Raw genomic sequence first — 22885 nt, 5'->3', positions numbered from 1 at the left:
TCAATGGGTAGCTTGGCTGCGGCGTGACACCGGCAGCAGTTTGGCAATGGGTTCGGCGCTTGCGTTGTGCTGGCCGAAATTGGCGTTATAGGTGGCGATGATTTCGCCGGCGATGGAGATGGCGATCTCCACCGGTAATTTGCCCTTCACCTCGGCGAGGCCCATGGGGCAGCGCATGCGTTGCAGTTGGGCGGTGTCGAAGCCGCGATCGCGCAGGCGGTGTTCGAACTTGACGCGTTTGGTCTGCGAGCCGATCAGGCCGAAGTAGGCGAAATCGTTGCGTTTGAGCAAGGCCGCGCTGAGTTCCAGGTCGAGGGCGTGATTGTGGGTCATGACGATGCAGTAACTGCCCACCGGCAAGTCGGCGATTTCGTCGACCGGTTCTTCGCTGACGATTTTACGCACGCCCTCGGGGATCTGTTGCGGAAACTCCTGCTCGCGCGAATCGATCCAGCGCACTCGGCACGGCAGGCCCGCCAGCAACGGCACCAGCGCGCGGCCCACATGGCCGGCGCCGAACACCGCAATCTGCGCCTGCACCTGGCCCATGGGTTCGAACAGCAGCACGGTGACGCCACCGCAGCATTGGCCCAGGCTCGCGCCCAGGCTGAAGCGCTCCAGGTGGGTGTTCTGCTGGCCACGGGCAAGCATCTCGCGGGCGATCTGCATCGCTTTGTATTCCAGGTGCCCGCCGCCGATGGTGTCGAAGGTCTGGGCGGCGCTGATGACCATCTTGGAGCCGGCATTGCGGGGCGTGGAGCCGAGTTCTTCGATGATGGTCACCAGGACGCAGGGTTCGCCCTGGTTCTGCAGGTCGGCGAGGGCGCTGATCCAGTTGTTCATAGTCACCTCTTGTGGTGTCTGTCAGGCCGCTATCGGGGGCAAGCCCCTCCCACATTTGAAAGCATTCGCAGATCACTATGTGGGAGGGGGGCTTGCCCCCGATGGCAGCACCTCGATCTAGAGCGAAGCCATCTCGGTTTCAGTCTCAATGGCTGTCGCCGCCTGCAACTGGCGCATCTGTTCACACCCCCACAACACCCGCTCCGGTGTTGCCGGCGCGTCGATCTTCGGCTGATGGCGATAACCTGCAAGGCTTGCGACCGCATCCTTGATCGCACACCACGAGGCAATGCCGAGCATGAATGGCGGTTCACCCACGGCCTTGGAGTGGAACACCGTGTCTTCCGGGTTCTTGCGGTTTTCCACCAACGTGACCCGCAGGTCCAGCGGCATGTCGGCGACCGCCGGGATCTTGTAGCTGGCCGGGCCGTTGGTCATCAGTTTGCCTTTGTCGTTCCACACCAGTTCCTCCATGGTCAGCCAGCCCATGCCCTGGATGAAACCGCCTTCCACCTGGCCGATGTCGATGGCCGGGTTCAGCGAAGCGCCCACATCGTGAAGGATGTCCGTGCGCAGCATCTTGTATTCGCCGGTCAGGGTATCGACGAGCACTTCGCAGCAGGCCGCGCCAAACGCGTAGTAATAGAACGGTCGGCCGCGCGATTGGCTGCGGTCGTAAAAGATTTTCGGGGTCTTGTAGAACCCGGTGCTCGACAGCGAGACCTGGGCGAAGTACGCCTGTTGGATCAGCGTCTCGAAGGTCAGGATCTGCTCGCGCACGCGCACATGACCGTTGTGAAACTGCACATCCGCTTCACTGACGTCGTACTTGCGCGCGGCGAATTCCACCAGGCGCTGCTTGATGGTTTCGGCGGCATTCTGCGCGGCCTTGCCATTCAGGTCGGCACCGCTGGAAGCGGCGGTCGGCGATGTGTTGGGTACCTTGTCGGTGTTGGTGGCGGTGATCTGCACGCGGTCGATGCCGACCTGGAACACTTCGGCCACCACTTGGGCGACCTTGGTGTTCAAGCCCTGGCCCATCTCGGTGCCGCCGTGGTTCAGGTGGATGCTGCCGTCGGTGTAGACATGGATCAGCGCGCCGGCCTGGTTGAGGAAACTGGCGGTAAACGAAATGCCGAATTTGACCGGGGTCAGCGCCAGGCCTTTTTTCAGGATCGGGCTGTGGGCGTTGTAGCGGCGAACCGCTTCGCGGCGCTCGGCGTATTGGCTGCTGGCTTCCAGTTCGGCCGTCATCTCCTCAAGCAGGTTGTGCTCGACGGTCTGGTAGTAGTGGGTGACGTTGCGCTCGGTCTTGCCGTAGTAGTTGGCCTTGCGCACCGCCAGCGGGTCCAGCGCCAGATGACGGGCGATGGCGTCCATCACCTCCTCAATCGCAACCATGCCTTGCGGGCCGCCGAAACCCCGGTAAGCGGTATTGGACGCAGTGTTGGTCTTGCAGCGATGGCCGTTGACCGTGGCGTCGCCCAGGTAATAGGCATTGTCGGCGTGGAACATGGCGCGGTCGACAATCGAGTTCGACAGGTCCGGCGAGCAGCCGCAGTTGCCCGCCAGTTCCAATTGGATGCCATGCAGACGACCGCTGTCGTCGAAGCCCACGTCGTATTCGATATAGAAGGGGTGACGTTTGCCGGTCATCAGCATGTCTTCGACCCGCGGCAGGCGCATCTTGGTCGGCTGGCCGGTCAGGTGCGCGATCACCGCGCACAGGCATGCCGGGCTGGCGGCCTGGGTTTCCTTGCCGCCGAAGCCACCGCCCATGCGGCGCATGTCCACGACGATTTTGTTCATCGACACGTCCAGCACTTCGGCCACCAGCTTCTGTACTTCGGTGGGGTTCTGGGTCGAGCAGTAGACGATCATGCCGCCGTCTTCGGTGGGCATCACCGAGGAGATCTGGGTTTCCAGGTAGAAGTGTTCCTGGCCGCCGATATGCAGCGTGCCCTGTATGCGATTTTTGGCCGTGGCCAATGCACCCGCCGAATCACCGCGCTGGTGCGTGTGGCTGTCGAGCACGAAGTGCTTGTTGCGATAGGCCTCGACCACATCCAGCACCGGTTCCAGGTCCTGGTATTCGATCACTGCCGCCATCGCCGCTTTGCGCGCGGTCTCCAGGTCGCGGGCGGCCACGGCCAGCACCACCTGGCCGACGAACTGCACGGTGTCGATGGCCAGCAGCGGGTCGCCGGGCAGCAGCGGGCCGATGTCTTTCAAGCCCGGCACGTCTTCATGGGTGATGACGATGCGCACACCATCGAAGGCGTAGCAGGGCGCGGTGTCGAGGCTGAGGATGCGCGCGTGGGCGCGTTCGGACAGGCGAGCGTACACATGCAACTGATTGGGGAATTCCAGGCGGTCGTCGATGTACTGCGCCTCGCCCGAGACGTGCTTGGCGGCGCTGTCATGCTTGACGCTGCGCCCGACTCCGCTGGTCAAGTCCTGGGCGAACAGTTCGGCCAGCTCGGCCTGGGTTTTTTCCACGGCGTGATGGTTAGACATAAGCGGTCACCCGAGTCTCGATGTGCGGTGTTTGCAGCTCGATAAAGTATTTGCGCAGCAGGTTCTGCGCGCTGAGCAGGCGGTATTCCTTGCTGGCGCGGAAGTCCGACAGCGGCGTGAAGTCCTCGGCCAGGGCGGCGCAGGCTTTCTCGACCGTGGCGGCGTTCCAGATGGCGCCCACCAGTACGGCCTCGCAGTGTCGAGCGCGTTTGGGCGTGGCGGCCATGCCACCGAAGGCCACGCGGGCGGTCTGGACCACACCGTTGTCGAGGGTCAGATTGAAAGCGGCGCAGACGGCGGAAATATCGTCATCCAGGCGTTTGGACACCTTGTAGGCGCGGAACAGCGTATGGCCCTTGGGCACGATGATCTTCTCGATGAATTCGCTGTCCTGGCGCGCGGTGACGCGGTAATCGATGAAGTAGTCTTCCAGCGCCAGAGTGCGCCGGGTGTTGCCTTTGCACAGCACGATCTGCGCGCCGAGTGCGATCAGCAGCGGCGGCGAATCGCCGATCGGCGAGGCGTTGCCGATATTGCCGCCCAGGGTGCCCTGGTTGCGGATCTGCAGGGAGGCGAAGCGGTGCAGCAGATCGCCGAAGTCCGGGTATGCCTGGTGCAATACGGCGTAGCAGTCGGAGAGCGGGGTGGCGGCGCCGATTTCCAGGCGGTCGTCGAACGACTCGATGCGCTTCATTTCTTCAATGTTGCCGACGTAGATCATCACCGGCAGCGTGCGGTGGAACTGAGTGACCTCCAACGCCAGGTCGGTGCCGCCGGCCAGTAGACGGGCTTGCGGATAGGCGTCGTAAAGGTCGGCCAGGTCGGCCACGGTCAGGGGCACCAGGCAACGTTTGTCGCCGCTGTTGAGTTCGCCGGTCTGGGTTGGTGCGATGCTTTTGAGGCGCGCGATGGTGTCGGCCTGGCGGCTGTCGAACTGGTCCTTGGGCTTGTTGCTGCAGGCCTGTTCGGCGGCGGCGAGAATCGGCCGGTAACCGGTGCAGCGACACAGATTGCCGGCCAGCGCTTCGTGGGCCTTGGCGCTGTCGGGGGCGTCGCTGTTCTTTTGCAGTGCGAACAACGACATCACGAAACCGGGGGTGCAAAAACCGCATTGCGAGCCGTGGCACTCCACCATGGCCTGCTGCACGCTGTGCAGTTGGCCCTGGTGCTTGAGGTCCTCGACGCTGATCAGTTGCTTGCCGTGCAAAGACGACACAAAGGTCAGGCACGAATTGAGGCTGCGATAGCGAATGTGCTCGACGCCTTGATCATCGGTGTGCAACTCGCCGACCACCACGGTGCACGCACCACAGTCGCCGCTGGCGCAGCCTTCCTTGGTACCGGGTTTGCCCAGGTGCTCGCGAAGATAATTGAGCACGGTCAGATTGGGGTCCAGGGCGTGCTCGCTACGGAGTTCCTGGTTGAGTAAAAACTGGATCACGGAAGGCCTCGCAGACTCATTATTGTTGTTAACCGCTGTGGGCCGAATCTAGTCATGTCTGACTTTTCGGTCAATTGTTTTCTGACCTAAGGGTCAAGAAAATGCGGTCACAACCCATTCAATTATGGTTCAGTCTTCTGGAACCGGCGTTTTTGGCGGCTTGTAGATGGGGAGAGCTGCTTATTTCATGCCAATTCGCGACAGTGGGCGTAGCGCCATCAGCGGGCCAATGCGCTACACTGCCGCGCTTGTATCGATAGACGATTTTGAAGGAAACCCATGACGTTCAAGGCGCCGGACAGTCTCGCCGAGCAGATCGCTCACCACCTCGCCGAACGTATCATTCGCGGCGATCTCAAGCCTGGGGAGCGTATCCAGGAACAGAAGGTCACGCTGGCACTCAATGTCAGCCGCGGCTCCGTGCGCGAAGCCCTGCTGATCCTTGAACGCCGGCACCTGATCGCGATCCTGCCGCGCCGTGGCGCTCACGTCACCGAGCTCACCGCACACAAGGTGCAGAGCCTGTGCACGTTGATGGGCGAGTTGTACATCCTGCTCGGCAATGCAGTGGCGCAGGGCTGGCAGACCCAGGCCGACATGGCGCCGTTCGTGCAGATCCAGCAGCGTTTGGTGAGCAACTTCGAGCGTCAGGATATCCGCGCCTTCGTCGAAGAAAGCTTCAATGTGATGCGCGCCGCGTACCCCTTCGCTAACAACCCGTACCTGCAGGAAACCGTCGAAAACCTGCAACCGGCGATGAACCGCGCCTATTACCTGGCGCTGGACCAGCGCAAGGCCGAGATGAGCGAGTACCTGGCGTTGTTCGAGCAACTGCTCGCCGCCGTGCTGGCCCGTGACCTGCCGCAGATTCGCCAAGTGCTGTCGGCCTACGGCCAGCGCAGTTGCTCGTTGGTCATCGCTGCGTTAACGGACGCCTGAACGTGCGGCTCAAGTGCATCAAACTGGCGGGGTTCAAATCCTTCGTCGACCCGACCACGGTGAACTTCCCCAGTAACATGGCGGCGGTGGTGGGGCCCAATGGCTGCGGCAAGTCGAACATCATCGACGCCGTCCGCTGGGTGATGGGCGAGAGCTCGGCCAAGAACCTGCGCGGCGAGTCGATGACCGACGTCATCTTCAACGGCTCCACCAGCCGCAAGCCGGTGAGCCAGGCCAGCATCGAGCTGGTGTTCGACAACTCCGACGGCACCCTGATCGGCGAATACGCGGCCTACGCGGAAATCTCCATCCGCCGCAAAGTCACGCGCGACAGCCAGAACAGCTACTTCCTCAATGGCACCAAGTGCCGACGTCGCGACATTACCGATATCTTCCTCGGCACTGGCCTCGGCCCGCGCAGCTACTCGATCATCGAACAGGGCATGATCTCCAAGCTGATCGAAGCCAAGCCCGAGGACCTGCGCAACTTCATCGAAGAAGCGGCCGGCATCTCCAAGTACAAGGAACGCCGTCGCGAGACCGAAAACCGCATCCGCCGCACCCACGAAAACCTCGCCCGCCTGACCGACCTGCGCGAAGAGCTCGAGCGCCAGTTGGAGCGCCTGCACCGCCAGGCCCAGGCCGCCGAAAAGTATCAGGAGTACAAGGGCGAAGAGCGCCAGCTCAAGGCGCAACTGTCGGCCCTGCGCTGGCAGGCCTTGAACGATCAGGTGGGCCAGCGCGAAGCCATCATCGGCACCCAGGAAATCAGCTTCGAAGCGCTGGTGGCCGAGCAGCGCAACGCCGACGCCAGCATCGAACGCCTGCGCGACGGGCACCACGATCTGTCCGAGCGCTTCAATCTGGTGCAGGGCCGCTTCTATTCCGTGGGCGGCGATATTGCTCGCGTGGAGCAGAGCATCCAGCACGGCCAGCAGCGTCTGCGCCAATTGCAGGACGATCTGAAGGAAGCCGAGCGCGCGCGCCTGGAGACCGAATCCCACCTGGGCCACGACCGCACCTTGTTGCTGACCCTCGGCGAAGAGCTGGACATGCTCATCCCCGAGCAAGAGATCACCAGCGCCGCCGCTGAAGAAGCCGCCGCTGCCCTGGAGGAAGCCGAAGCCACCATGCACGGCTGGCAGGAACAGTGGGACGCCTTCAACCTGCAATCGGCCGAACCGCGCCGCCAGGCCGAGGTGCAGCAGTCGCGCATCCAGCAACTGGAAACCAGCATGGAACGCCTGGCCGAGCGCCAGCGCCGCTTGCAGGAAGAGCGCGTGCTGCTTGCCGCCGACCCGGAAGACGCGGCGATCATGGACCTCAGCGAGCAACTGGCCGAAAGCGAAATGACGCTGGAGGAGCTGGAAGCCAGCGAAGAACAGCAAGTCGAGCGCCTGGAGCAACTGCGCCAGCAATTGCAACAGGCGACCCAGGCGCAGCAGCAGGCTCAGGGCGATTTACAGCGGCTTAACGGACGTCTGGCATCCCTTGAGGCCCTGCAGCAAGCCGCGCTGGACCCCGGCACCGGCACCGCCGAATGGCTGCGCGACCAGCACCTGGCTGAGCGCCCGCGTCTGGCCGAAGGTTTGAAAGTCGACGCCGGTTGGGAGCTGGCCGTTGAAACCGTGTTGGGGGCCGACCTGCAAGCCGTGCTGGTGGACGATTTCGGCGGCTTCGACCTCGCCGGGTTTGCCCAGGGCGATCTGCGTTTGCTCAGCCCCGCCGCCGATGGCGCACGGGTGCCGGGCAGCCTGCTGGATAAGGTCGAGGCCGCGATTGATCTGTCGCCGTGGCTGGGCCAGGTCAAGCCGGTCGACTCCCTGGAGCAGGCCCTGGCCCAGCGCGGTGGGCTGGCGGCAGGCGAAAGCCTGATCAGCCGTGACGGTTACTGGGTTGGCCGCCACTTCCTGCGTGTGCGCCGCGCCAGCGAAGCGGAAAGCGGCGTTCTGGCCCGTGGCCAGGAAATCGTCAGCCTGAGCGCCGAGCGCGAAGAACGCGAAGCCACCCTCGAACGTCTCGAAACCGAACTGCAAACCCTGCGCGCCACCCAGCGCCAGCAAGAGACCGGCCGCGAACACCTGCGTCGCCTGTTGCAGGATGAAGCGCGCCAGCAAGGCGAACTCAAGGCGCAACTGTCGGCGAGCAAGGCCAAGGTCGAGCAACTGACCCTGCGCCGCACCCGGCTCGACGAAGAGGTCGCCGAGATGGGCGAACAACGCGCCCTGGAGCACGAACAGATCGGCGAAGCGCGCCTGCACTTGCAGGAGGCGCTCGACAGCATGGCCCAGGACACCGAACAGCGCGAACTGCTGCTGGCCCAGCGTGACAGCCTGCGCGAGCGCCTCGACCGTGTGCGCCAGGAAGCGCGCCAGCACAAGGACCACGCCCATCAGTTGGCCGTGCGCCTGGGCTCGCTCAAGGCCCAGCACGCGTCCACGGCCCAGGCTCTTGAGCGCCTGGAGATGCAGTCCGAACGCCTGACCGAAAAGCGCGAGCAACTGAGCCTCAACCTGGAGGAGGGCGAAGCGCCGCTGGAAGAGTTGCGTCTCAAGCTCGAAGAGTTGCTCGACAAGCGCATGACCGTCGACGAAGAGCTCAAGACCGCGCAGATCGCCCTGGAAGATGCCGACCGCGAATTGCGCGACGCAGAAAAACGCCGGACCCAGGCCGAGCAGCAGTCCCAGTTGATCCGCGGCCAGCTCGAACAACAGCGCATGGAATGGCAGGCCCTCACCGTGCGTCGCAAAACCCTGCAGGACCAATTGCTGGAAGACGGCTACGACCTGCACGGCGTGCTCAATACCTTGACCGCCCAGGCCAACGAGAAAGACGCCGAAGAAGAACTCGAACGCATTGCCGCGCGGATTCAACGCCTGGGCGCGATCAACCTCGCCGCTATCGATGAATATCAGCAGCAGTCCGAGCGCAAGCGTTATCTGGATGCCCAGGACGCCGACCTGGTGGAGGCACTGGATACCCTGGAAAACGTGATCCGCAAGATCGACAAGGAAACCCGCAACCGTTTCAAAGATACCTTTGATCAGATTAATGGCGGTTTACAGGCCTTATTCCCAAAAGTTTTCGGTGGCGGCAGCGCCTACTTGGAACTGACGGGCGAAGATCTACTCGATACAGGGGTGACGATCATGGCGCGTCCGCCAGGGAAGAAGAACAGCACCATCCATTTGCTCTCCGGCGGCGAAAAAGCCCTGACTGCGTTGGCGTTGGTGTTTGCCATCTTCAAGCTGAACCCGGCGCCGTTCTGCATGCTCGATGAAGTGGATGCACCGCTGGATGATGCGAACGTGGGGCGCTATGCGCGGCTGGTCAAGGAGATGTCCCAGACCGTGCAGTTCATCTATATCACCCACAACAAGATCGCCATGGAAATGGCTGATCAATTGATGGGGGTGACGATGCACGAGCCGGGTTGTTCGCGCCTGGTGGCGGTGGACGTGGAAGAGGCGATGGCGATGGTGGACGCCTGACGGCAAGCTTCAAGCGGCAAGTGAGTCAGCTTGAAGCTTGTCGCTCAGGGCCTGTGGGTCACAGTTGGCGACTGCTGTAGGAGATTGCCTGCTACGCCTGAAAGCTGGCAATTCGACACATTTCGCGCCAACTGTGTAAAGTTATCTTTGGTCGTGCTAGTTTAATGTCAATTTTTCGTGTGCGTGGGCAAAACGTCAGTCAGAACATAGAGTTGGCGCCACGTTTTAAAGCGGTTTGCACGGTGCTAAACCCCTTATTTTTCAGCATTTTTTATTAGAGGCACGGGATTACATGGAAATCGGTCTGCGCGAGTGGCTGATCGTCATCGGCATTATTGTCATTGCCGGTATTCTTTTTGATGGCTGGCGCCGCATGCGCGGTGGCAAGGGCAAGCTCAAATTCCGCCTGGACCGCAACCTGTCCAACTTGCCCGACGATGACGGCAGCGCCGAGTTGCTGGGCCCGCCCCGTGTGCTGGACACCCATAAAGAGCCTCAGTTGGACGAGCACGACCTGCCGTCGATGAGTGCGCCGGTGCGTGAAGCCCGCGAGCCGTCGTCCAAACGCGGCAAGCGTGCCAACCCGGTGGCCGAGCCACAACAGGGCGACTTGAATCTTGACGTAAACGAAGGCCCCGGTTTCAGCAGTCGCGACGACGATTTCCCGGATGAAAACACCGGCAGGAACGCGCCGCGCCAATCGGTCAACGACCAGCCGGCCGCCGAAGAAGTCCTGGTGATCAGTGTTATTTGCCGCGATGCGGGCGGCTTCAAGGGCCCGGCATTGTTGCAGAACATCCTCGAAAGCGGCCTGCGCTTCGGCGAGATGGATATTTTCCACCGCCACGAAAGCATGGCCGGCAATGGCGAAGTGCTGTTCTCCATGGCCAACGCGGTCAAACCGGGTACTTTTGATCTGGACGATATCGACCTGTTCAGCACGCCGGCGGTAAGCTTTTTCCTCGGCCTGCCGGGCCCGCGTCATCCCAAACAAGCGTTCGACGTGATGGTGGCCGCAGCGCGCAAGCTGTCTCAGGAGCTCAACGGCGAGCTCAAGGACGACCAGCGCAGCGTGCTGACCGCCCAGACCATCGAACACTACCGTCAGCGTATCGTCGAGTTCGAGCGTCGCGCCCTGACACAGAAACGCTGAGGATTGGCTTCCAGCGTTGTCATTAGAATAAGCGCACCAACATTTGAGCAGCTTCGGCTGCTCTTTTGCTTTATGAGAGAACACCATGACCGCCGCCCACACCCGCATCCTCGAACTGCGCGCTGAACTGGATCAGCACAACTACCGCTACCACGTTCTCGACGAGCCGAGCATTCCGGACGCCGAGTACGATCGTCTGTTCCACGAGCTCAAGGCCCTCGAAGCCGAGCACCCGGAGCTGGTCACGCGCGATTCTCCGACGCAGCGGGTCGGCAGCGCGGCGTTGTCGGCGTTTACTCAAGTCAAGCATGAGATCCCGATGCTCAGCCTGGGCAACGCGTTCGATGAAGCCACCATGCTTGAGTTCGATCGCCGCGTCACCGAGGGCCTCGATCTGCCGGTGGGCGATCTGTTCGGCGGCGGTGCGGCGGTGGAATACAGCTGCGAGCCGAAGCTCGACGGGCTGGCGGTCAGCCTGCTGTACCAGGACGGCGAGTTGATACGCGGTGCCACCCGCGGCGACGGCACCACCGGCGAAGACATCAGCGTCAACGTGCGTACCGTGCGCAATATCCCTTTAAAGCTGCACGGCAGCGGCTGGCCGGCGACCCTGGAAGTGCGCGGCGAAGTGTTCATGTCCAAGGCCGGTTTCGAGCGGCTCAACGCGTCGCAGTTGGAAGTGGGCGGCAAGACCTTCGCCAACCCGCGCAACGCCGCCGCCGGCAGCCTGCGCCAGCTGGATTCGAAGATTACCGCCAGCCGCCCGCTGGAGTTCTGCTGCTACGGCATCGGCCAGGTCACCGCCGATATCAGCGACACCCATATCGGCAACCTCAAGCAATTGCAACAGTGGGGGCTGCCCATCAGTCATGAGCTGAAACTGGCCAAGGGTATTCATGAATGCCTCGACTACTACCGCGACATCGGCGAGCGGCGTAACAGCCTGCCGTATGAAATCGACGGTGTGGTGTTCAAGGTCAACAGCCTTGCCTCCCAACGCGAGCTGGGCTTTCGCGCCCGCGAACCGCGCTGGGCCATCGCCCACAAATTCCCGGCCATGGAAGAACTGACCGAACTGCTCGATGTGGAATTCCAGGTCGGCCGCACGGGCGCCGTGACGCCGGTCGCGCGCTTGAAACCGGTCAAGGTTGCTGGTGTAACCGTGGCCAACGCCACCTTGCACAACATGGACGAAGTGGCGCGACTGGGCCTGATGATCGGCGACACCGTGATAATCCGCCGCGCCGGCGATGTCATCCCGCAGGTGGTTTCGGTGGTCACCGAGCGCCGCCCGGAACACGCACGCGCGGTGCAGATCCCTGAAAGCTGCCCGGTGTGCGGTTCCCATGTGGAGCGCACGCAACTGGTCAAGCGCAGCAAAGGCAAGGAAACCGTCAGCGAGGGCGTGGTGTACCGCTGTGTCGGGCGCCTGGCCTGCGGCGCGCAGCTCAAGCAGGCGATCATCCACTTCGTGTCGCGTCGCGCCATGGACATCGACGGCCTGGGTGACAAGACCATTGAGCAACTGGTGGATGAACACCTCATCGGTTCCCCAGCTGACCTCTATAAGCTCACGTACGAGCAGATCATCGACCTGGAAGGCTTCGCCGATATCTCCAGCAAAAAGCTGATCGCCGCCATCGAAAACAGCAAGTCGCCGACCCTGGCGCGCTTTATCTACGCCTTGGGTATTCCCGATGTGGGCGAGGAGACCGCCAAGGTGCTGGCGCGCTCGCTGGCCTCCCTTGCGCGCGTGCAACAGGCTTTGCCGGAAGTGCTCACGTACTTGCCGGACGTGGGCCTGGAAGTGGCGCATGAGATCCACAGTTTCTTTGAGGACGGCCACAACCAACAGGTGATCGGCGCGTTGCTGTCGCCGGACGAATGCGGCCTGCAGTTGCAGGAGCAGGGCGATCTGAGCGCCGAATTCGCCGCCAGCGCCACCCTCGGCGGGTTGCTCGACAAGCTCAATGTGCCCAGCGTCGGTCCCGGCGCCGCGCAGAAACTGGCGGACAGATTCGGCAGCCTCGACGGCGTAATCCAGGCCGACTGGCTGGACATGCGCCAGGCATTGCCCGAGAAGCAGGCCAAGGCCGTGCGTGACTTTTTCGATAACCCGCAGAATGCGCGCCGCGCCCTGGCGATCGAGCAGCAGCTCAAGGACTTCGGCATGCACTGGCACAGCGAGAAAAAAGTCATCGAAGGGTTGCCCGAAGCCGGCCACACCTGGGTGCTGACCGGCTCGCTGGAGCTGATGAGCCGCGACGTGGCCAAGGACAAGCTGGAAAGCCTGGGCGCCAAGGTGGCCGGCTCCGTCTCGGCCAAGACCCACTGCGTGGTCGCGGGGCCCGGCGCCGGCTCCAAGCTGGCCAAGGCTACCGAGCTCGGTTTGAAAGTACTGGATGAAGAGGCATTTATCGCTTTCCTGGCCCGGCACAACTTATCTGTCTGACGGCGTCAGCAGCGCGCGGGCTGCGCTGCGCACCTCGTGCCTGCCAAGTGGAACGATCCGGAGTCCGCGATGATCTAGTCTTGGTCATCCCTGGGAGAGATCGCCATGTTCCGCTATTTCGAGCAGCTCAGTTCGCGCATTGCCGCACCGTTCATGGCCGATACCTCGCGCAACGGCAAGGTCTGGCAATGCCGTTGCGGCCAGGCGCTGTTCTTTCGCAACAGTCAGTGCCTGGCCTGCTCGGCGCTGCTGGGTTATCAGCCGCAGCAGAGTCGCCTGGCGTCCCTGCAGCCCGGCCCCGTGACCGGAACGTGGCTGCAGGACGGCAATCTCGACGCCGGCGCTTTTCGTCGCTGCGCCAACCTCGACACGCCGGCGGCCTGCAACTGGCTGATCCCGGCGCACAGCACCGCGCCGCTGTGCGTAGCCTGCAGCCTCAATCGCACCATTCCGGACCTGTCCATCGTGGAAAACCACGAGCGCTGGCGCAAAGTGGAAACCGCCAAGCGCCGCCTCGTGGCGCAGTTGATCAGCCTGGGCTTGCAAGTGGTGCCCAAGCGCGTCGACGAAGATACCGGCCTGGCCTTCGACTTTATCGGCATCGACCTGCAGGGCAACGCGCCCACCACCGGCCATGCCAACGGTCTGATCACCCTGGACATCAAAGAAGCCGATGACGCCCACCGCGAGCAAGTCCGCGTGCAGATGCACGAGCCTTACCGCACCTTGCTCGGCCACTTTCGCCATGAAGTCGGTCATTACTATTGGGATCGCCTGATCGCCGACAGCCACTGGCTCGAACCTTTTCGCCAATTATTCGGCGACGAACGCGCCAGCTACGCCGATGCTCTCGAGCGGCACTATCAGCACGGGCCGCGACCGGACTGGCAACACACCTGCGTCAGCGCCTACGCCACCATGCACCCGTGGGAAGACTGGGCCGAGACCTGGGCGCACTACCTGCATATGATGGACGCCGTGGACACCGCCCTGGGCTTCGGCATGAGCGCCCGCGAGATGGACCTGGATTATCAGCCGTTCCCCCTCGCCACCCTCTACGACCCTGAACACCCAGGCGGTCCGGCATTTCTTTCGTTCGTCAACGCCTGGATCGAACTGGCCGGCATGCTGAACGAACTCTCGCGCAGCATGGGCCAGCCGGATTTCTACCCCTTCGTACTGCCACCGGCGGTGATCGCCAAACTGCACTTTATCCACCTGGTGATCCAGGAGGAGGGTGGGCGTGCGGACGAGGTGTTGCAGGCACAGTGATTAACCCGTGTGTGAGGGCAAAGCGTGTGGTCAAGGCAAGTGCTTGAACCTCTTCATATTTTTAATCGGTCACCAACGGTTGTAACTTCCCATGAGATCGGTACAATGGCGCGGCTTGCCGAGAGGCCAGCGTCGTTATGGTGACCCCATCGGTCCCCCCGCAACGATTACCCGTTAACCTGGTCAGGCCCGGAAGGGAGCAGCCACAGCGGGAACATTGTGTGCCGGGGTGTGGCTGGTGGGGTTGCCTCCATAACGCTCTTCCTTTGTTGTCTATCCAAATCTTAAAAAAACGTATGCGAACCATCTGCCTTCGAGCAGTCGATGGTGGCATTGTCGCGACGGTTGAAAACTCACGTCAGCCCGTCGTTTGATCGGTGGCATACTTCACTGCCTGGCATTCGGAGGCAGCGTAAGTGGAAAAAGTTGACGACCTCACTCGAGAAAAACTGCGGGAATGGCAGATGCGGCGCCTGGAGATCAAGGACCGTATCCAGGCCCATCCGGAGCAAACGCTGGCGTTGTCGAAAGTGTTGGACCTGATGGACGAGGAGCACGCTCAAATCATGAGCGCTGCGCAGTTTATCCGCACCGCCGAGCCAAGCCCTGAGCCCAGCATCGATCAGCCTCCATCGGTCACCGCTACCTATCAATTGCACTTGAACGTGTCTGCCCACAGCGCCGAAGATCTGCAGCGTTTGCTCGATATGGCCGTTCACGAACTGCAACGGCAGATTGAAGTGGCCGGCGCTTCGGCGTCCACCGAACCACGGCGTTACCCCGGCGGCATGACGGGCTCTCTGGGCGGTTATCAATTCGAGGTGGGCGTCGGTCAGGATGCCTGACAAGCTTGACCGCTGAATCCATTTGATTGACCTCATTCGGCCCCTGGCCGCGAGGATGTATGCAACCGGAACACTTCGACTTATCCAGCCCCGTCTTCCTGCCGGTCACCGACGAAACCTGCAGCGCCTTGCTCGGTGCCGACGGTGCCGCGCACCTGGACAGCCTGACGGACCCGGAGCTGGCCGCAATACTGGTCATTCAGAATCTGGCGCAGGCCGCGCAAACGGACCTCAACGGCGCGGCCGCCGAGCGTGTGCTCGTCAAGTTGATGGGGTGGGTGGTGAACGCGCCGACGTCCGGCACGCCGGCATTGCTGTCCGAAGCGCGGCGCCTGTTTGACCCGCGCAAGTTGTACTTCGGCATCAATGCGCTCAAAAACCTCAACCTGCGCCTGTTACTGCCTGAAGAAGTCGCGGCGCGCGATTACCTGTTGGCCGACGGCCAGTGGGATGTGACCTTCAAAGTCCGACAGCGGCGCAGCAACGACCCCTTCAGCCAGCAGATGATCACCCCCCGGCACCGTGAGCGTTGGCTCAGCCCGGCCCAGGACAAGCTGGTGCGCACCTTTCGCGCGAATCTCAATGAAGACCTGCATGTGCAGGGTTACGCCGGTATCGGCAAGAGCCATCTGCTGGGCGCGTTGCTGGAATGCCTGCGCCCGGAAAAAACCCTGGTCCTGGCGCGCACCGGGGCCAAACTCGCCACGCTTCGCGAGCGCATGGGGCTGGCGCGGGACGGCAAGGCCGGTTCGACCTTCGCCGCCTTTGCCAAGGCCCTGTTGCAGGCGGGGCGCCCCGGCGCGGACAAAACGCCGGCCCGATTGCCCGGCAAACAGGCGGTGTCCCAAGCCCTGGATATCCTGGGGTGGCGCGGCCACGATGGCCAAGCGACGCTGAATGTGTGCCTCAAGGTGCTTGAGAACTACTGCACCTCCAGCCATCACAGCCTCTCGGCCCGGCACTTGCCCCACTTCAAGCACGCCTTGAGCAGCCTGGATGCCCAAGTCTTGCTGGAATACGCAAGCCGCGTTTGGACGTACCTGGAGCGCAACCCGCAGTGGGTCAGCCAGACCGAGTTTGCCACCCTGTGGTTGATCAAGCGCGCCAGCCTGGCGGGCTGCGAGGTGCCACCGCGCTTTACCCATGTGTTGATCGATGAAAGCCAGGACATCCCGGCCTCGTTGCTGCAGATCATTGAGCGCGGCCGTCAGGTGTTGATTACCTTGGGCGACGAATACCAGCTGGCCACAGGCGTGATGGTGCGGCGCAAACGCGAAGTCCGGCACACCGATATCAGCTACTCGGTGCGTTCCGGTCGCAATGTCGAACGCCTGGTCAACCCGTTGATCAGCGTGCACTCGCAGAAGAGCAAGGTTCCGTTCGAAGGCGCGCGGGACGCCGATGTCGGCATCGAGCATTACCCCCAGGGTTTCGTGCCGCCCGAAGGCTGCGTCGTGTTGACCGCGTCCCACTGGGACACCATGAAGTGGGCAATCCAGTTGCAGCAGGCCAATTGCCCGTTCGGCGTGTTCGACAGCGCAGCGCAGCGCGATCTGGAGCGTTTCATGATCAGCGCCATTGCCCTGTTCAAACCGCAGTTTTACAGCACCGAACACACCGACAAAGGCCCTCACGCCTATTTCAGCGACCTGGCCGACTGGCAGCAGGTGCGCGAGGCCGGCCAGTTCGACGAAGCGTTCCTGTGGGTCGAGGACGAGCTGGAGAAAGGCTTCAATGTGGCCGATGTGACCCGTCTGAACCGGTTGAGCGGCCAGCCTGACAAGTACTGCCGGCTGATGCTTGCACAGGAGGCCGGCGGCATGGAGTTTGACAGCGTGCTGCTCACCCCGGCACTGCTGACCAATGTGAAATTCAAGGATGCCTATGCGTTCGACCAGCGACTGTGCGAGGTGTATATCGCGATTTCAAGAGCCAGGCGGCAGCTGTACCTGCCTTACGATGTGGTCGAGTGGATCGATTACCACAAGTATCAGAAGACCCGTGAAACTCATGGTTATTAGAAAATTGGTTCGGTTGTTTCACAACTTTCAAGCGCCCCTCTGGACAACCCAAAATCGCCTTGCTAGTTTCCGCCAGCCGCATGTTTCAGAATATGACAACGGCAACGCATTGATATTGAAGTGGCATCACTTCTTTAACCAACAAGGATGTCTCCGATGAAAAGCCTGCAAGGGTTGCCCCGTCTGATCAGCGCTTCGGTGGGTGCTCCCGGTAAAGCCCGCAATTTGCCCGCCGATGTGCAGTGCATCCAGTATCTCTTCAATCTGATCATTCCGAAGATGGGCGCTCCACTGGCCGAAAACGGCAAGTGCGACGGCCAGTTGGTGCAGTGCATCAGCCAGTACCAGTTCCGTCACCTCAAATATGCTCACCCCGACGGCGTGATCGACCCCACCGGCCGCACGTTCAACAGCCTGATCGAAGAAGCGGTAAAGGTGCCGGTGAAGGCCTCGCCGACCCTGCGTATCCCAACGTTCCTCAACGGCTTCGGCAATAACCAGGGCGACGCGGTGCACGCCACGGTCAATGTGTACCTGGACCGCATGCGCGCGATGATCGAGGCAGAGCGGCGCAACCGCCAATTGATGTTGCAGCCCACCTGCGACGGCGGCATGACCCTCTCCGATACAGACTTCCAGAACGCCGCCACCCAGTTGGGCAATGGCATTTCGGTGAACATCATCAAGGCCTTCGCCACCGTGGAATCGGGCGGGCGTTCAGGGTTCGGGCCGGCCAAGTTGCCGGTGATCGCCTTCGAAGGGCACTTGTTTCGCAAATACACCAAGCGCATCTACGACCAGGCGCACCCGCTGCTGTCTTACCCCTACGTGAAAAAGGCCGGGCCGCAGTGGCAGGTCAATAACAAGGACCAGATCAAGGCCTGGGAAACCATGGCCACCGCGTTTGCCCTGGACCAGGAAGCGGCCTTGATGTCGGCGTCGTGGGGCATGTTCCAGATCATGGGGTTCAACTTTTCGTCGTGCGGTTACAAGACGGTGTTTGAATTTGCGGCAGCCTTGAAAGTGAATGCCGGCAACCAACTCAAAGCCTTCCTGGGTTTCTGCAGCAAGAGCCCGGCCTTGATGAAAGCCATGAAGGCCAAGGATTTCACCGGCATGGCGCGCAACTACAATGGCGAGGACTACGGCAACTACGATGTCCTGATGAAGAAAGCCTACGAAAAACTTGAAGGGAAAAAATAGGATGACGCGTTTTCTGACGATGGGTGTGTTGTCGTTGTGCTGTGCAATGCCGGCATTGGCCGCCAGCAGCGCTTTGCATTCGGGCAAGTACGAGGGCCTGATGCTGGCGGTTACGCCGCAGAAGCAGGTCGAAGGTTACTACGCCGAAGAAATGGGCGAGGGCGTCACCCGGGGCTGCACGTTTTACCTGCAGGGCAAGCCCGGTGCGCTGACGACCTGGGGCCAGGAGGCTTATCCGGGCAGCGTGGCACCGTCCGCCGATGGCGTGACCCTGACCGTGGAACAGGGCCGCCAGCATCCCGGCTGCCTGAACGTGCTGATGCCGGAAATCGCCACCGGCCTGGACCTGAGCCAGACCGCCAGCAAAAACTGGATCGGCCTGGTCACGGTGTCCGCCGACAAGGCTTACCTGCAGAAAACCCCCGGTGCCAAGGTCGCCAAGCGCCCGTACATCGCCAAGCGTGACGTGGTCGGTGTGCTGGCGTACAAGGACGGTTGGGCGCAGGTCGAGTTCGTCAACGCCGAGGGCCGTTCGTCCATCGGCTGGATCAGTCAGGACCAGTACAGCCGTCTGGCCGCGCCCACCGCGCAAAACTGAGCCGTAAAAAAACGCCGCCGTGTGCCAGGGCACGCGGCGGCGTTTTTGTGTGCGGGTTTCAGCCCTTGTTGCGGCTGAACAGCTTACGGATACCGGCGAGCAGTGCCACCACGCCGATCACCAGAAACTTCTTCGCCGCCAGCAGGAAAATGCCGATCTTGGCGAACAGCCCGGCCTTCGCGGCGATTCCGCCGGCCACCAGCGCCGCCAGGCCATAGGTGGCCATTTTGTCGGTGGTGGGGTTGAAGTCGGTGTACAGGTTGCCATCGGTGAAGTTGGTGAAGGCCAGCACCTTGGGCAACTCTTGCTTGATGGTAGGCAGGTCGGCCATGGCGGCGACGGCGTTGAGTTCCAGCACGCCTTCACGGCCCAGCACGCGGATGCTGTAGTTGAGGGTGTTCTGATCGGCGTCGTCGGCTTTCAGTTCGCGGGCCCAGTACATTTTGTGGGTGGTGTCGTCGTAATGCGGCGGCTCGGCCCAGCCCAGCAGGTGCAGGCCGGCGTAGCCTTGTTTCTGGCGCTCCTGGTTCTCGGCTTCGTCTTCTTCCTGCATCTGTTTGAGCAGATCGGCGTAGTCGATTTTTGCCGCATCCTCGTCGGAAATATGCCCATCGGCCTTGTAGCTGACGATCACACCCCAGCCGCGCTCGGACAGCGGGCTGACGGCTTTGGGCACAATCATGCCCAGGGTCTTGAAGCCCGGCGGGTTGCCCCAGCCATCGGTCAGCAGGCGCTCGGTGTCGGCCGGGTCGAGGTAGTAGAACTCGTCGTTGAGCTTCAGGGTGGCGATACCGCTGGGCAGGGTGATCGTACCGGTTTTTTTCTTGAGCGAGGCCAGGAAATGTTCTGCGGTTTCAGCCGGCTCGGCGGCGGCACTGGCTTCGACCGGAGCAGGCGTGGCGGCGGCGAAGGCGGGGAGGGCGGGCAGGCTCAGAGCGGCCGCCGCGAGTAATAAGCGGAGGTAATTCACGGTAGTCCCTTACAATTTGAATTAATTTCGCGAAAGGATAACTGAAAAACCTGCTATGGGGCATTCAAATAAGTCTCAACCGAACGTCTCGTGCAGCAGCGCGGCAAAGGCATCGCGCGCGAGATGTCGCTGGGTGTCTTTGTGCCAGAACAGCAGATTGTCCACCGCCTGCAGCTCCGCGAACCGGTAGGACGTCAACTGGCTGGCCTGCTCGTAGCGAGCCAGAATGCCTTCCGGCGCCAACGCCACGCCGATGCCGGCGCTCACGCACCCGATAATCGTGCCCCAACTGGCGTAGCTGGCGATGCTAGGTGTGACGTTATGGGGTTTGAGCCAGTTCTCCAGCGCCGCGCGATAGGGGCAACCGGTTGGCCACACCAGCAGGGTGCGGCCCGCCAGGTCCTGCGCGCCTTGGATCGGCGCGCTGCATGCGCTGGCGACCAGTACCAAGCGTTCGCGGTAGACCACGCTGTGTTCGAGCTTGGCGCGCGGGCTGCCTGCAGCTACCAGGGCCACATCCAGGCGATGGTGTTGCAGGTCGTCGAGTAATTGGCTCCAGGCGCCGGTCACCAGTTCCAGGCTGACCTGCGGGTAACGCCGGTGATACTCCGCCAGCAATGGCGGAAGACGGCCGCTGGCGCTGGATTCCACCGCGCCGATGCGCAAGGTGCCACGGGGGATGGCAGTGGCATCCACTGCCCGTTTGGACTCATCCACCAGAGCCAGGATGCGCTCGCAATAGTCGAGAAAAATCTCACCCGCCGCGCTGATCGCCAGCCCGCGTCCGGCGCGGATAAATAACGGCGTGCCCAGTTCGCTCTCCAGCTGCTTGATGCGCGTGGTGATGTTGGACGGTACGCAATGCAGTTGCACCGCCGCCTGGGCCACGCTGCCGGTTTGCGCCACGGCTCGCACCATTTTCAGTTGGGCCAGTTCCATTGCTCAATTCCCGTGATTTCAGAAGTCAGAAACGCTTAATTGTCCTGCGCCGCGACCCGGCCAAGACTGACAGCCTTCTTTCGCGGTTTCTGGACATTCTCGATGAACACCCCGTCACACCTGAAGCTTACGCTAGTCACCGCCAGCGTGATCCTCTGCTGGGCCTACTCGCCGATTGGCGTGCACCTCGGCCTGCATAGCTACAGCCCTGGTCAACTGGCGTTGTTGCGCTTTTTGATCGCGTCGCTGTTTATGGCCGGGGTGGCGCTGGTACTGGGCATCGGCCGACCGCGCTGGCGGGACGTGCCCTGGTTGCTGGTGCTGGGGTTCTTCGGCGTGTTCCTGCACCACACAGCCCTCAACTATGGACAGCAATGGGTCACGGCGGCGGCTTCCAGCGTATTGGCGCAGTCGGCACCGCTGTTCAGTGTGCTGATCGCGTTTTTGGTTTTGAAGGAGCGGGTGAGTGTGTGGCGTTGGGTGTGTGTGTCATTGGGGCTGGTCGGGGTAGGGGTGGTGATCTGCGGTGATCGGGGCATCGGCGAGATCGACCCACGCGGCGTGCTGATCCTGCTGGCGGCGCTGTCCTGGAGTGTGTATTTCGCCCTTCAGAAACACTACGCCCATCGCTACAGCCCGCTGACCATGGCGTGCTACATGGTGTGGGCGGGCACCCTGATGCTCTGCGTGAACCTGCCGGACCTGCCCGCGGCGGTGCTGCGGGCACCGGTGACAGAGAACCTGGCGGTGCTGGTGCTGGGCATTTTCCCCAGCGCTCTGGCCTATCTGGCGTGGGGCTATGTGTTGAAACATGTGGAGGTCAGCCGCGCGGCGGTGGCGATGTACCTGATTCCGCCAGTGGCGATGCTGATGGCCGCCACTCTGCTGGGTGAGCAGGTGACGCCGTGGGTGGTGCTCGGCGCGCTGATCGTGCTGGCCAGCGTGGCGGCCATCAGTCTGGAGGGGCGCTGGCGCTTAGTCGTGCAGGCAAAACGCGCGTAACCGGTGGCCGTCCAGGTCCTGGGCGACGAAGGTGTAGCCGAAGTCCGCGGCCGTCGGTGACTGGATGATCGTGGCGCCACGTGCGGACCACTGCGCGTGCAAGGTGTCCACGGCGGTTTTGTCCGCCAGTGACAGCCCCACTTCAGCGCCGCCGCCCGTCAGCGTGGCGGCCGGTTCCACTGTGTGCCGCGACCACAGCCCCAGCTTGACGCCGTTATCGAGTATGAACAGGGCAAAGGTCGGGTTCAGTTCCACGGGTGGCTTGTCGAGCAGCCGGCTGTAGAAATTGGCGCTGGTGGCCGGACTGTCGACATAGAGCAGGAAATAATGAGCGACGGTAGACATGCAGGTTCCTTGAGGGCAGGCGATTGAATGGGTCCAGTCTAAAAGGTCGCACTGTCAGTTCTTGTCAGGAGCGTGCGCTTGCGTTGGAACCTGGCCGGTATACAGCTGGATGATTTCGTCGATCTCTCCCGACACTTTCATACGCAGCAATGTACGCAGGATCTGCTGTACCGGCAGGTTCGGATCGTTGCGCACGATGCAGCCAAGACTCAGCTCATCGACCACGGCGACCTTGTGCAGACGGTGCTCAGGCGTCAGGGTCTGATTGAAGCGGTCCACCGTCCACTCGTTGATCACCGCATACTGAAAGCGTCCGGCCAGGAGTTTGTGCAATACCTGCTCCTCGCTGCGCGCCTCGTCGCGGGTCAGCCGGCCGCTGGCGAACAGTGCCGCCAGGCCGGTGTAGCGGTAATTGAGCACGGTTCCGATGGCTTGTGGCGCCAGCTCGGCCAGCGTGACCGGCTGCTCGCTCGTACTGACCAGGACACTGCGCTGCATCATCAGCGGCACGCTCCAGGCGTAGTCTCCCGGCAGGTCATCCAGCCAGGCCTGGGTGACATAACAGCGCACATCAATATCGCCATGGAGCATGGCGGTGGCGATGCGCGCGCGTGCCAGCACCTGGAACCGGGCCGGTTGGCCGAGCTGATTGGCCAGGCTCGCCATCACGTCATACATAATCCCTTGGGTAGGCTGGCCGTTTTCCAGCTGCACCATGGGCATCGCCCAGCTGTCGGAAACCGAAAAGCGCAGCGGGGCGGGCGCCGCCAGGCTGGCCGTGGTAATCATCCATAAAGCGCCCAGGACTACGCGCATACACTCTCCGGGTTCAGACCGATTGGGGGCCAGTGAGC

The 22885-nt window shown here is 62.2% G+C and carries 17 protein-coding genes and 1 other RNA gene; 11 read left to right on the top strand and 7 right to left on the bottom strand.

Going from position 1 to position 22885, the window contains the following annotated elements:
* From xdhC to xdhA, 3 genes are all read right to left on the bottom strand, one after another.
* Complete coding sequence (gene xdhC / locus G7025_RS01515) at positions 1–843, bottom strand: xanthine dehydrogenase accessory protein XdhC (protein WP_181076117.1); 843 nt, start codon at positions 841–843, stop codon at positions 1–3.
* Positions 844–960: 117 nt separating this feature from the next.
* Entirely contained in the window at positions 961–3360 is a 2400-nt protein-coding gene (xdhB, locus tag G7025_RS01510) for a xanthine dehydrogenase molybdopterin binding subunit (RefSeq protein ID WP_181076115.1), read from the bottom strand.
* Entirely contained in the window at positions 3353–4801 is a 1449-nt protein-coding gene (gene xdhA / locus G7025_RS01505; RefSeq protein ID WP_181076113.1) for a xanthine dehydrogenase small subunit, read from the bottom strand. The genes xdhB and xdhA overlap by 8 nt, the downstream gene beginning before the upstream one ends.
* Before the next feature lie 279 nt (positions 4802–5080).
* Between xdhA and G7025_RS01500 the strand changes: the two genes are divergently transcribed.
* The 10 genes from G7025_RS01500 (at position 5081) to G7025_RS01455 (ending at position 18775) form a co-directional block, all read left to right on the top strand.
* Positions 5081–5740 (top strand): GntR family transcriptional regulator, encoded by a 660-nt coding sequence (locus G7025_RS01500; RefSeq protein ID WP_181076111.1) that lies wholly within the window; start codon positions 5081–5083, stop codon positions 5738–5740.
* Between the two features lie 2 nt (positions 5741–5742).
* The gene (smc, locus tag G7025_RS01495) at positions 5743–9231 is read left to right on the top strand and encodes a chromosome segregation protein SMC (RefSeq protein WP_181076109.1); all 3489 of its coding nucleotides are present in this window, start codon (positions 5743–5745) and stop codon (positions 9229–9231) included.
* 292 nt (positions 9232–9523) lie between these two features.
* On the top strand, positions 9524–10384 hold the full coding sequence (gene zipA, locus G7025_RS01490) for a cell division protein ZipA (protein ID WP_181076107.1): 861 nt from the start codon (positions 9524–9526) through the stop codon (positions 10382–10384).
* A gap of 85 nt (positions 10385–10469) precedes the next feature.
* Positions 10470–12836 (top strand): NAD-dependent DNA ligase LigA, encoded by a 2367-nt coding sequence (gene ligA / locus G7025_RS01485; RefSeq protein WP_181076106.1) that lies wholly within the window; start codon positions 10470–10472, stop codon positions 12834–12836.
* A gap of 105 nt (positions 12837–12941) precedes the next feature.
* Positions 12942–14108, top strand: coding sequence for a zinc-binding metallopeptidase family protein (locus G7025_RS01480; protein ID WP_181076104.1), 1167 nt, complete (start codon positions 12942–12944; stop codon positions 14106–14108).
* Positions 14109–14255: 147 nt separating this feature from the next.
* Positions 14256–14352, top strand: an RNA gene (gene ffs / locus G7025_RS01475) — signal recognition particle sRNA small type.
* Between the two features lie 172 nt (positions 14353–14524).
* Entirely contained in the window at positions 14525–14953 is a 429-nt protein-coding gene (locus G7025_RS01470; RefSeq protein WP_181076102.1) for a hypothetical protein, read from the top strand.
* A 59-nt stretch (positions 14954–15012) separates the two neighbouring features.
* The gene (locus G7025_RS01465; protein ID WP_181076101.1) at positions 15013–16974 is read left to right on the top strand and encodes a hypothetical protein; all 1962 of its coding nucleotides are present in this window, start codon (positions 15013–15015) and stop codon (positions 16972–16974) included.
* Between the two features lie 156 nt (positions 16975–17130).
* Positions 17131–18177: an N-acetylmuramidase family protein gene (locus G7025_RS01460; RefSeq protein ID WP_181076099.1), complete on the top strand. Its 1047-nt coding sequence runs from the start codon at positions 17131–17133 to the stop codon at positions 18175–18177.
* 1 nt (position 18178) lies between these two features.
* The gene (locus G7025_RS01455) at positions 18179–18775 is read left to right on the top strand and encodes a hypothetical protein (protein ID WP_181076097.1); all 597 of its coding nucleotides are present in this window, start codon (positions 18179–18181) and stop codon (positions 18773–18775) included.
* 58 nt (positions 18776–18833) lie between these two features.
* Here G7025_RS01455 and G7025_RS01450 read toward each other — a convergent pair whose 3' ends face one another.
* Both G7025_RS01450 and G7025_RS01445 read right to left on the bottom strand, forming a co-directional pair.
* Complete coding sequence (locus G7025_RS01450) at positions 18834–19745, bottom strand: DUF2167 domain-containing protein (RefSeq protein WP_181076095.1); 912 nt, start codon at positions 19743–19745, stop codon at positions 18834–18836.
* Positions 19746–19820: 75 nt separating this feature from the next.
* Positions 19821–20684 carry a LysR family transcriptional regulator gene (locus G7025_RS01445; protein WP_181076093.1) on the bottom strand — a complete coding sequence of 288 codons (864 nt, stop codon included), beginning with the start codon at positions 20682–20684 and terminating at the stop codon, positions 19821–19823.
* Between the two features lie 102 nt (positions 20685–20786).
* Here G7025_RS01445 and G7025_RS01440 point away from each other — a divergent pair, with 102 nt between their 5' ends.
* Entirely contained in the window at positions 20787–21686 is a 900-nt protein-coding gene (locus G7025_RS01440) for a DMT family transporter (protein ID WP_181076091.1), read from the top strand.
* On the opposite strand, the gene G7025_RS01435 is transcribed toward G7025_RS01440, so the two are convergent.
* Both G7025_RS01435 and G7025_RS01430 read right to left on the bottom strand, forming a co-directional pair.
* Positions 21660–22031 carry a VOC family protein gene (locus tag G7025_RS01435; protein ID WP_181076089.1) on the bottom strand — a complete coding sequence of 124 codons (372 nt, stop codon included), beginning with the start codon at positions 22029–22031 and terminating at the stop codon, positions 21660–21662. The genes G7025_RS01440 and G7025_RS01435 overlap by 27 nt on opposite strands.
* Positions 22032–22085: 54 nt before the next feature.
* On the bottom strand, positions 22086–22847 hold the full coding sequence (locus tag G7025_RS01430; RefSeq protein WP_181076087.1) for a substrate-binding periplasmic protein: 762 nt from the start codon (positions 22845–22847) through the stop codon (positions 22086–22088).
* Between the last annotated feature and the right edge of the window lie 38 nt (positions 22848–22885).

It is taken from the genome of Pseudomonas lurida (assembly GCF_013522705.1).
Classification (GTDB): domain Bacteria; phylum Pseudomonadota; class Gammaproteobacteria; order Pseudomonadales; family Pseudomonadaceae; genus Aquipseudomonas; species Aquipseudomonas quebecensis.
The sequence above is the reverse complement of the archived record's forward strand: the minus strand, read 5'-3'. Positions and strand labels throughout refer to the sequence as shown.

Bases quoted from the DNA above. Each gene is read 5' to 3' on its own strand.
- G7025_RS01445 (WP_181076093.1), bottom strand. From the start codon at position 20,684: ATGGAACTGGCCCAACTGAAAATGGTGCGAGCCGTGGCGCAAACCGGC.
- G7025_RS01465 (WP_181076101.1), top strand. From the start codon at position 15,013: ATGCAACCGGAACACTTCGACTTATCCAGCCCCGTCTTCCTGCCGGTC.
- G7025_RS01480 (WP_181076104.1), top strand. From the start codon at position 12,942: ATGTTCCGCTATTTCGAGCAGCTCAGTTCGCGCATTGCCGCACCGTTC.
- G7025_RS01435 (WP_181076089.1), bottom strand. From the start codon at position 22,031: ATGTCTACCGTCGCTCATTATTTCCTGCTCTATGTCGACAGTCCGGCC.
- G7025_RS01440 (WP_181076091.1), top strand. From the start codon at position 20,787: ATGAACACCCCGTCACACCTGAAGCTTACGCTAGTCACCGCCAGCGTG.
- zipA (WP_181076107.1), top strand. From the start codon at position 9,524: ATGGAAATCGGTCTGCGCGAGTGGCTGATCGTCATCGGCATTATTGTC.
- G7025_RS01455 (WP_181076097.1), top strand. From the start codon at position 18,179: ATGACGCGTTTTCTGACGATGGGTGTGTTGTCGTTGTGCTGTGCAATG.
- ligA (WP_181076106.1), top strand. From the start codon at position 10,470: ATGACCGCCGCCCACACCCGCATCCTCGAACTGCGCGCTGAACTGGAT.
- xdhC (WP_181076117.1), bottom strand. From the start codon at position 843: ATGAACAACTGGATCAGCGCCCTCGCCGACCTGCAGAACCAGGGCGAA.
- G7025_RS01460 (WP_181076099.1), top strand. From the start codon at position 17,131: ATGAAAAGCCTGCAAGGGTTGCCCCGTCTGATCAGCGCTTCGGTGGGT.
- G7025_RS01500 (WP_181076111.1), top strand. From the start codon at position 5,081: ATGACGTTCAAGGCGCCGGACAGTCTCGCCGAGCAGATCGCTCACCAC.
- G7025_RS01430 (WP_181076087.1), bottom strand. From the start codon at position 22,847: ATGCGCGTAGTCCTGGGCGCTTTATGGATGATTACCACGGCCAGCCTG.
- xdhB (WP_181076115.1), bottom strand. From the start codon at position 3,360: ATGTCTAACCATCACGCCGTGGAAAAAACCCAGGCCGAGCTGGCCGAA.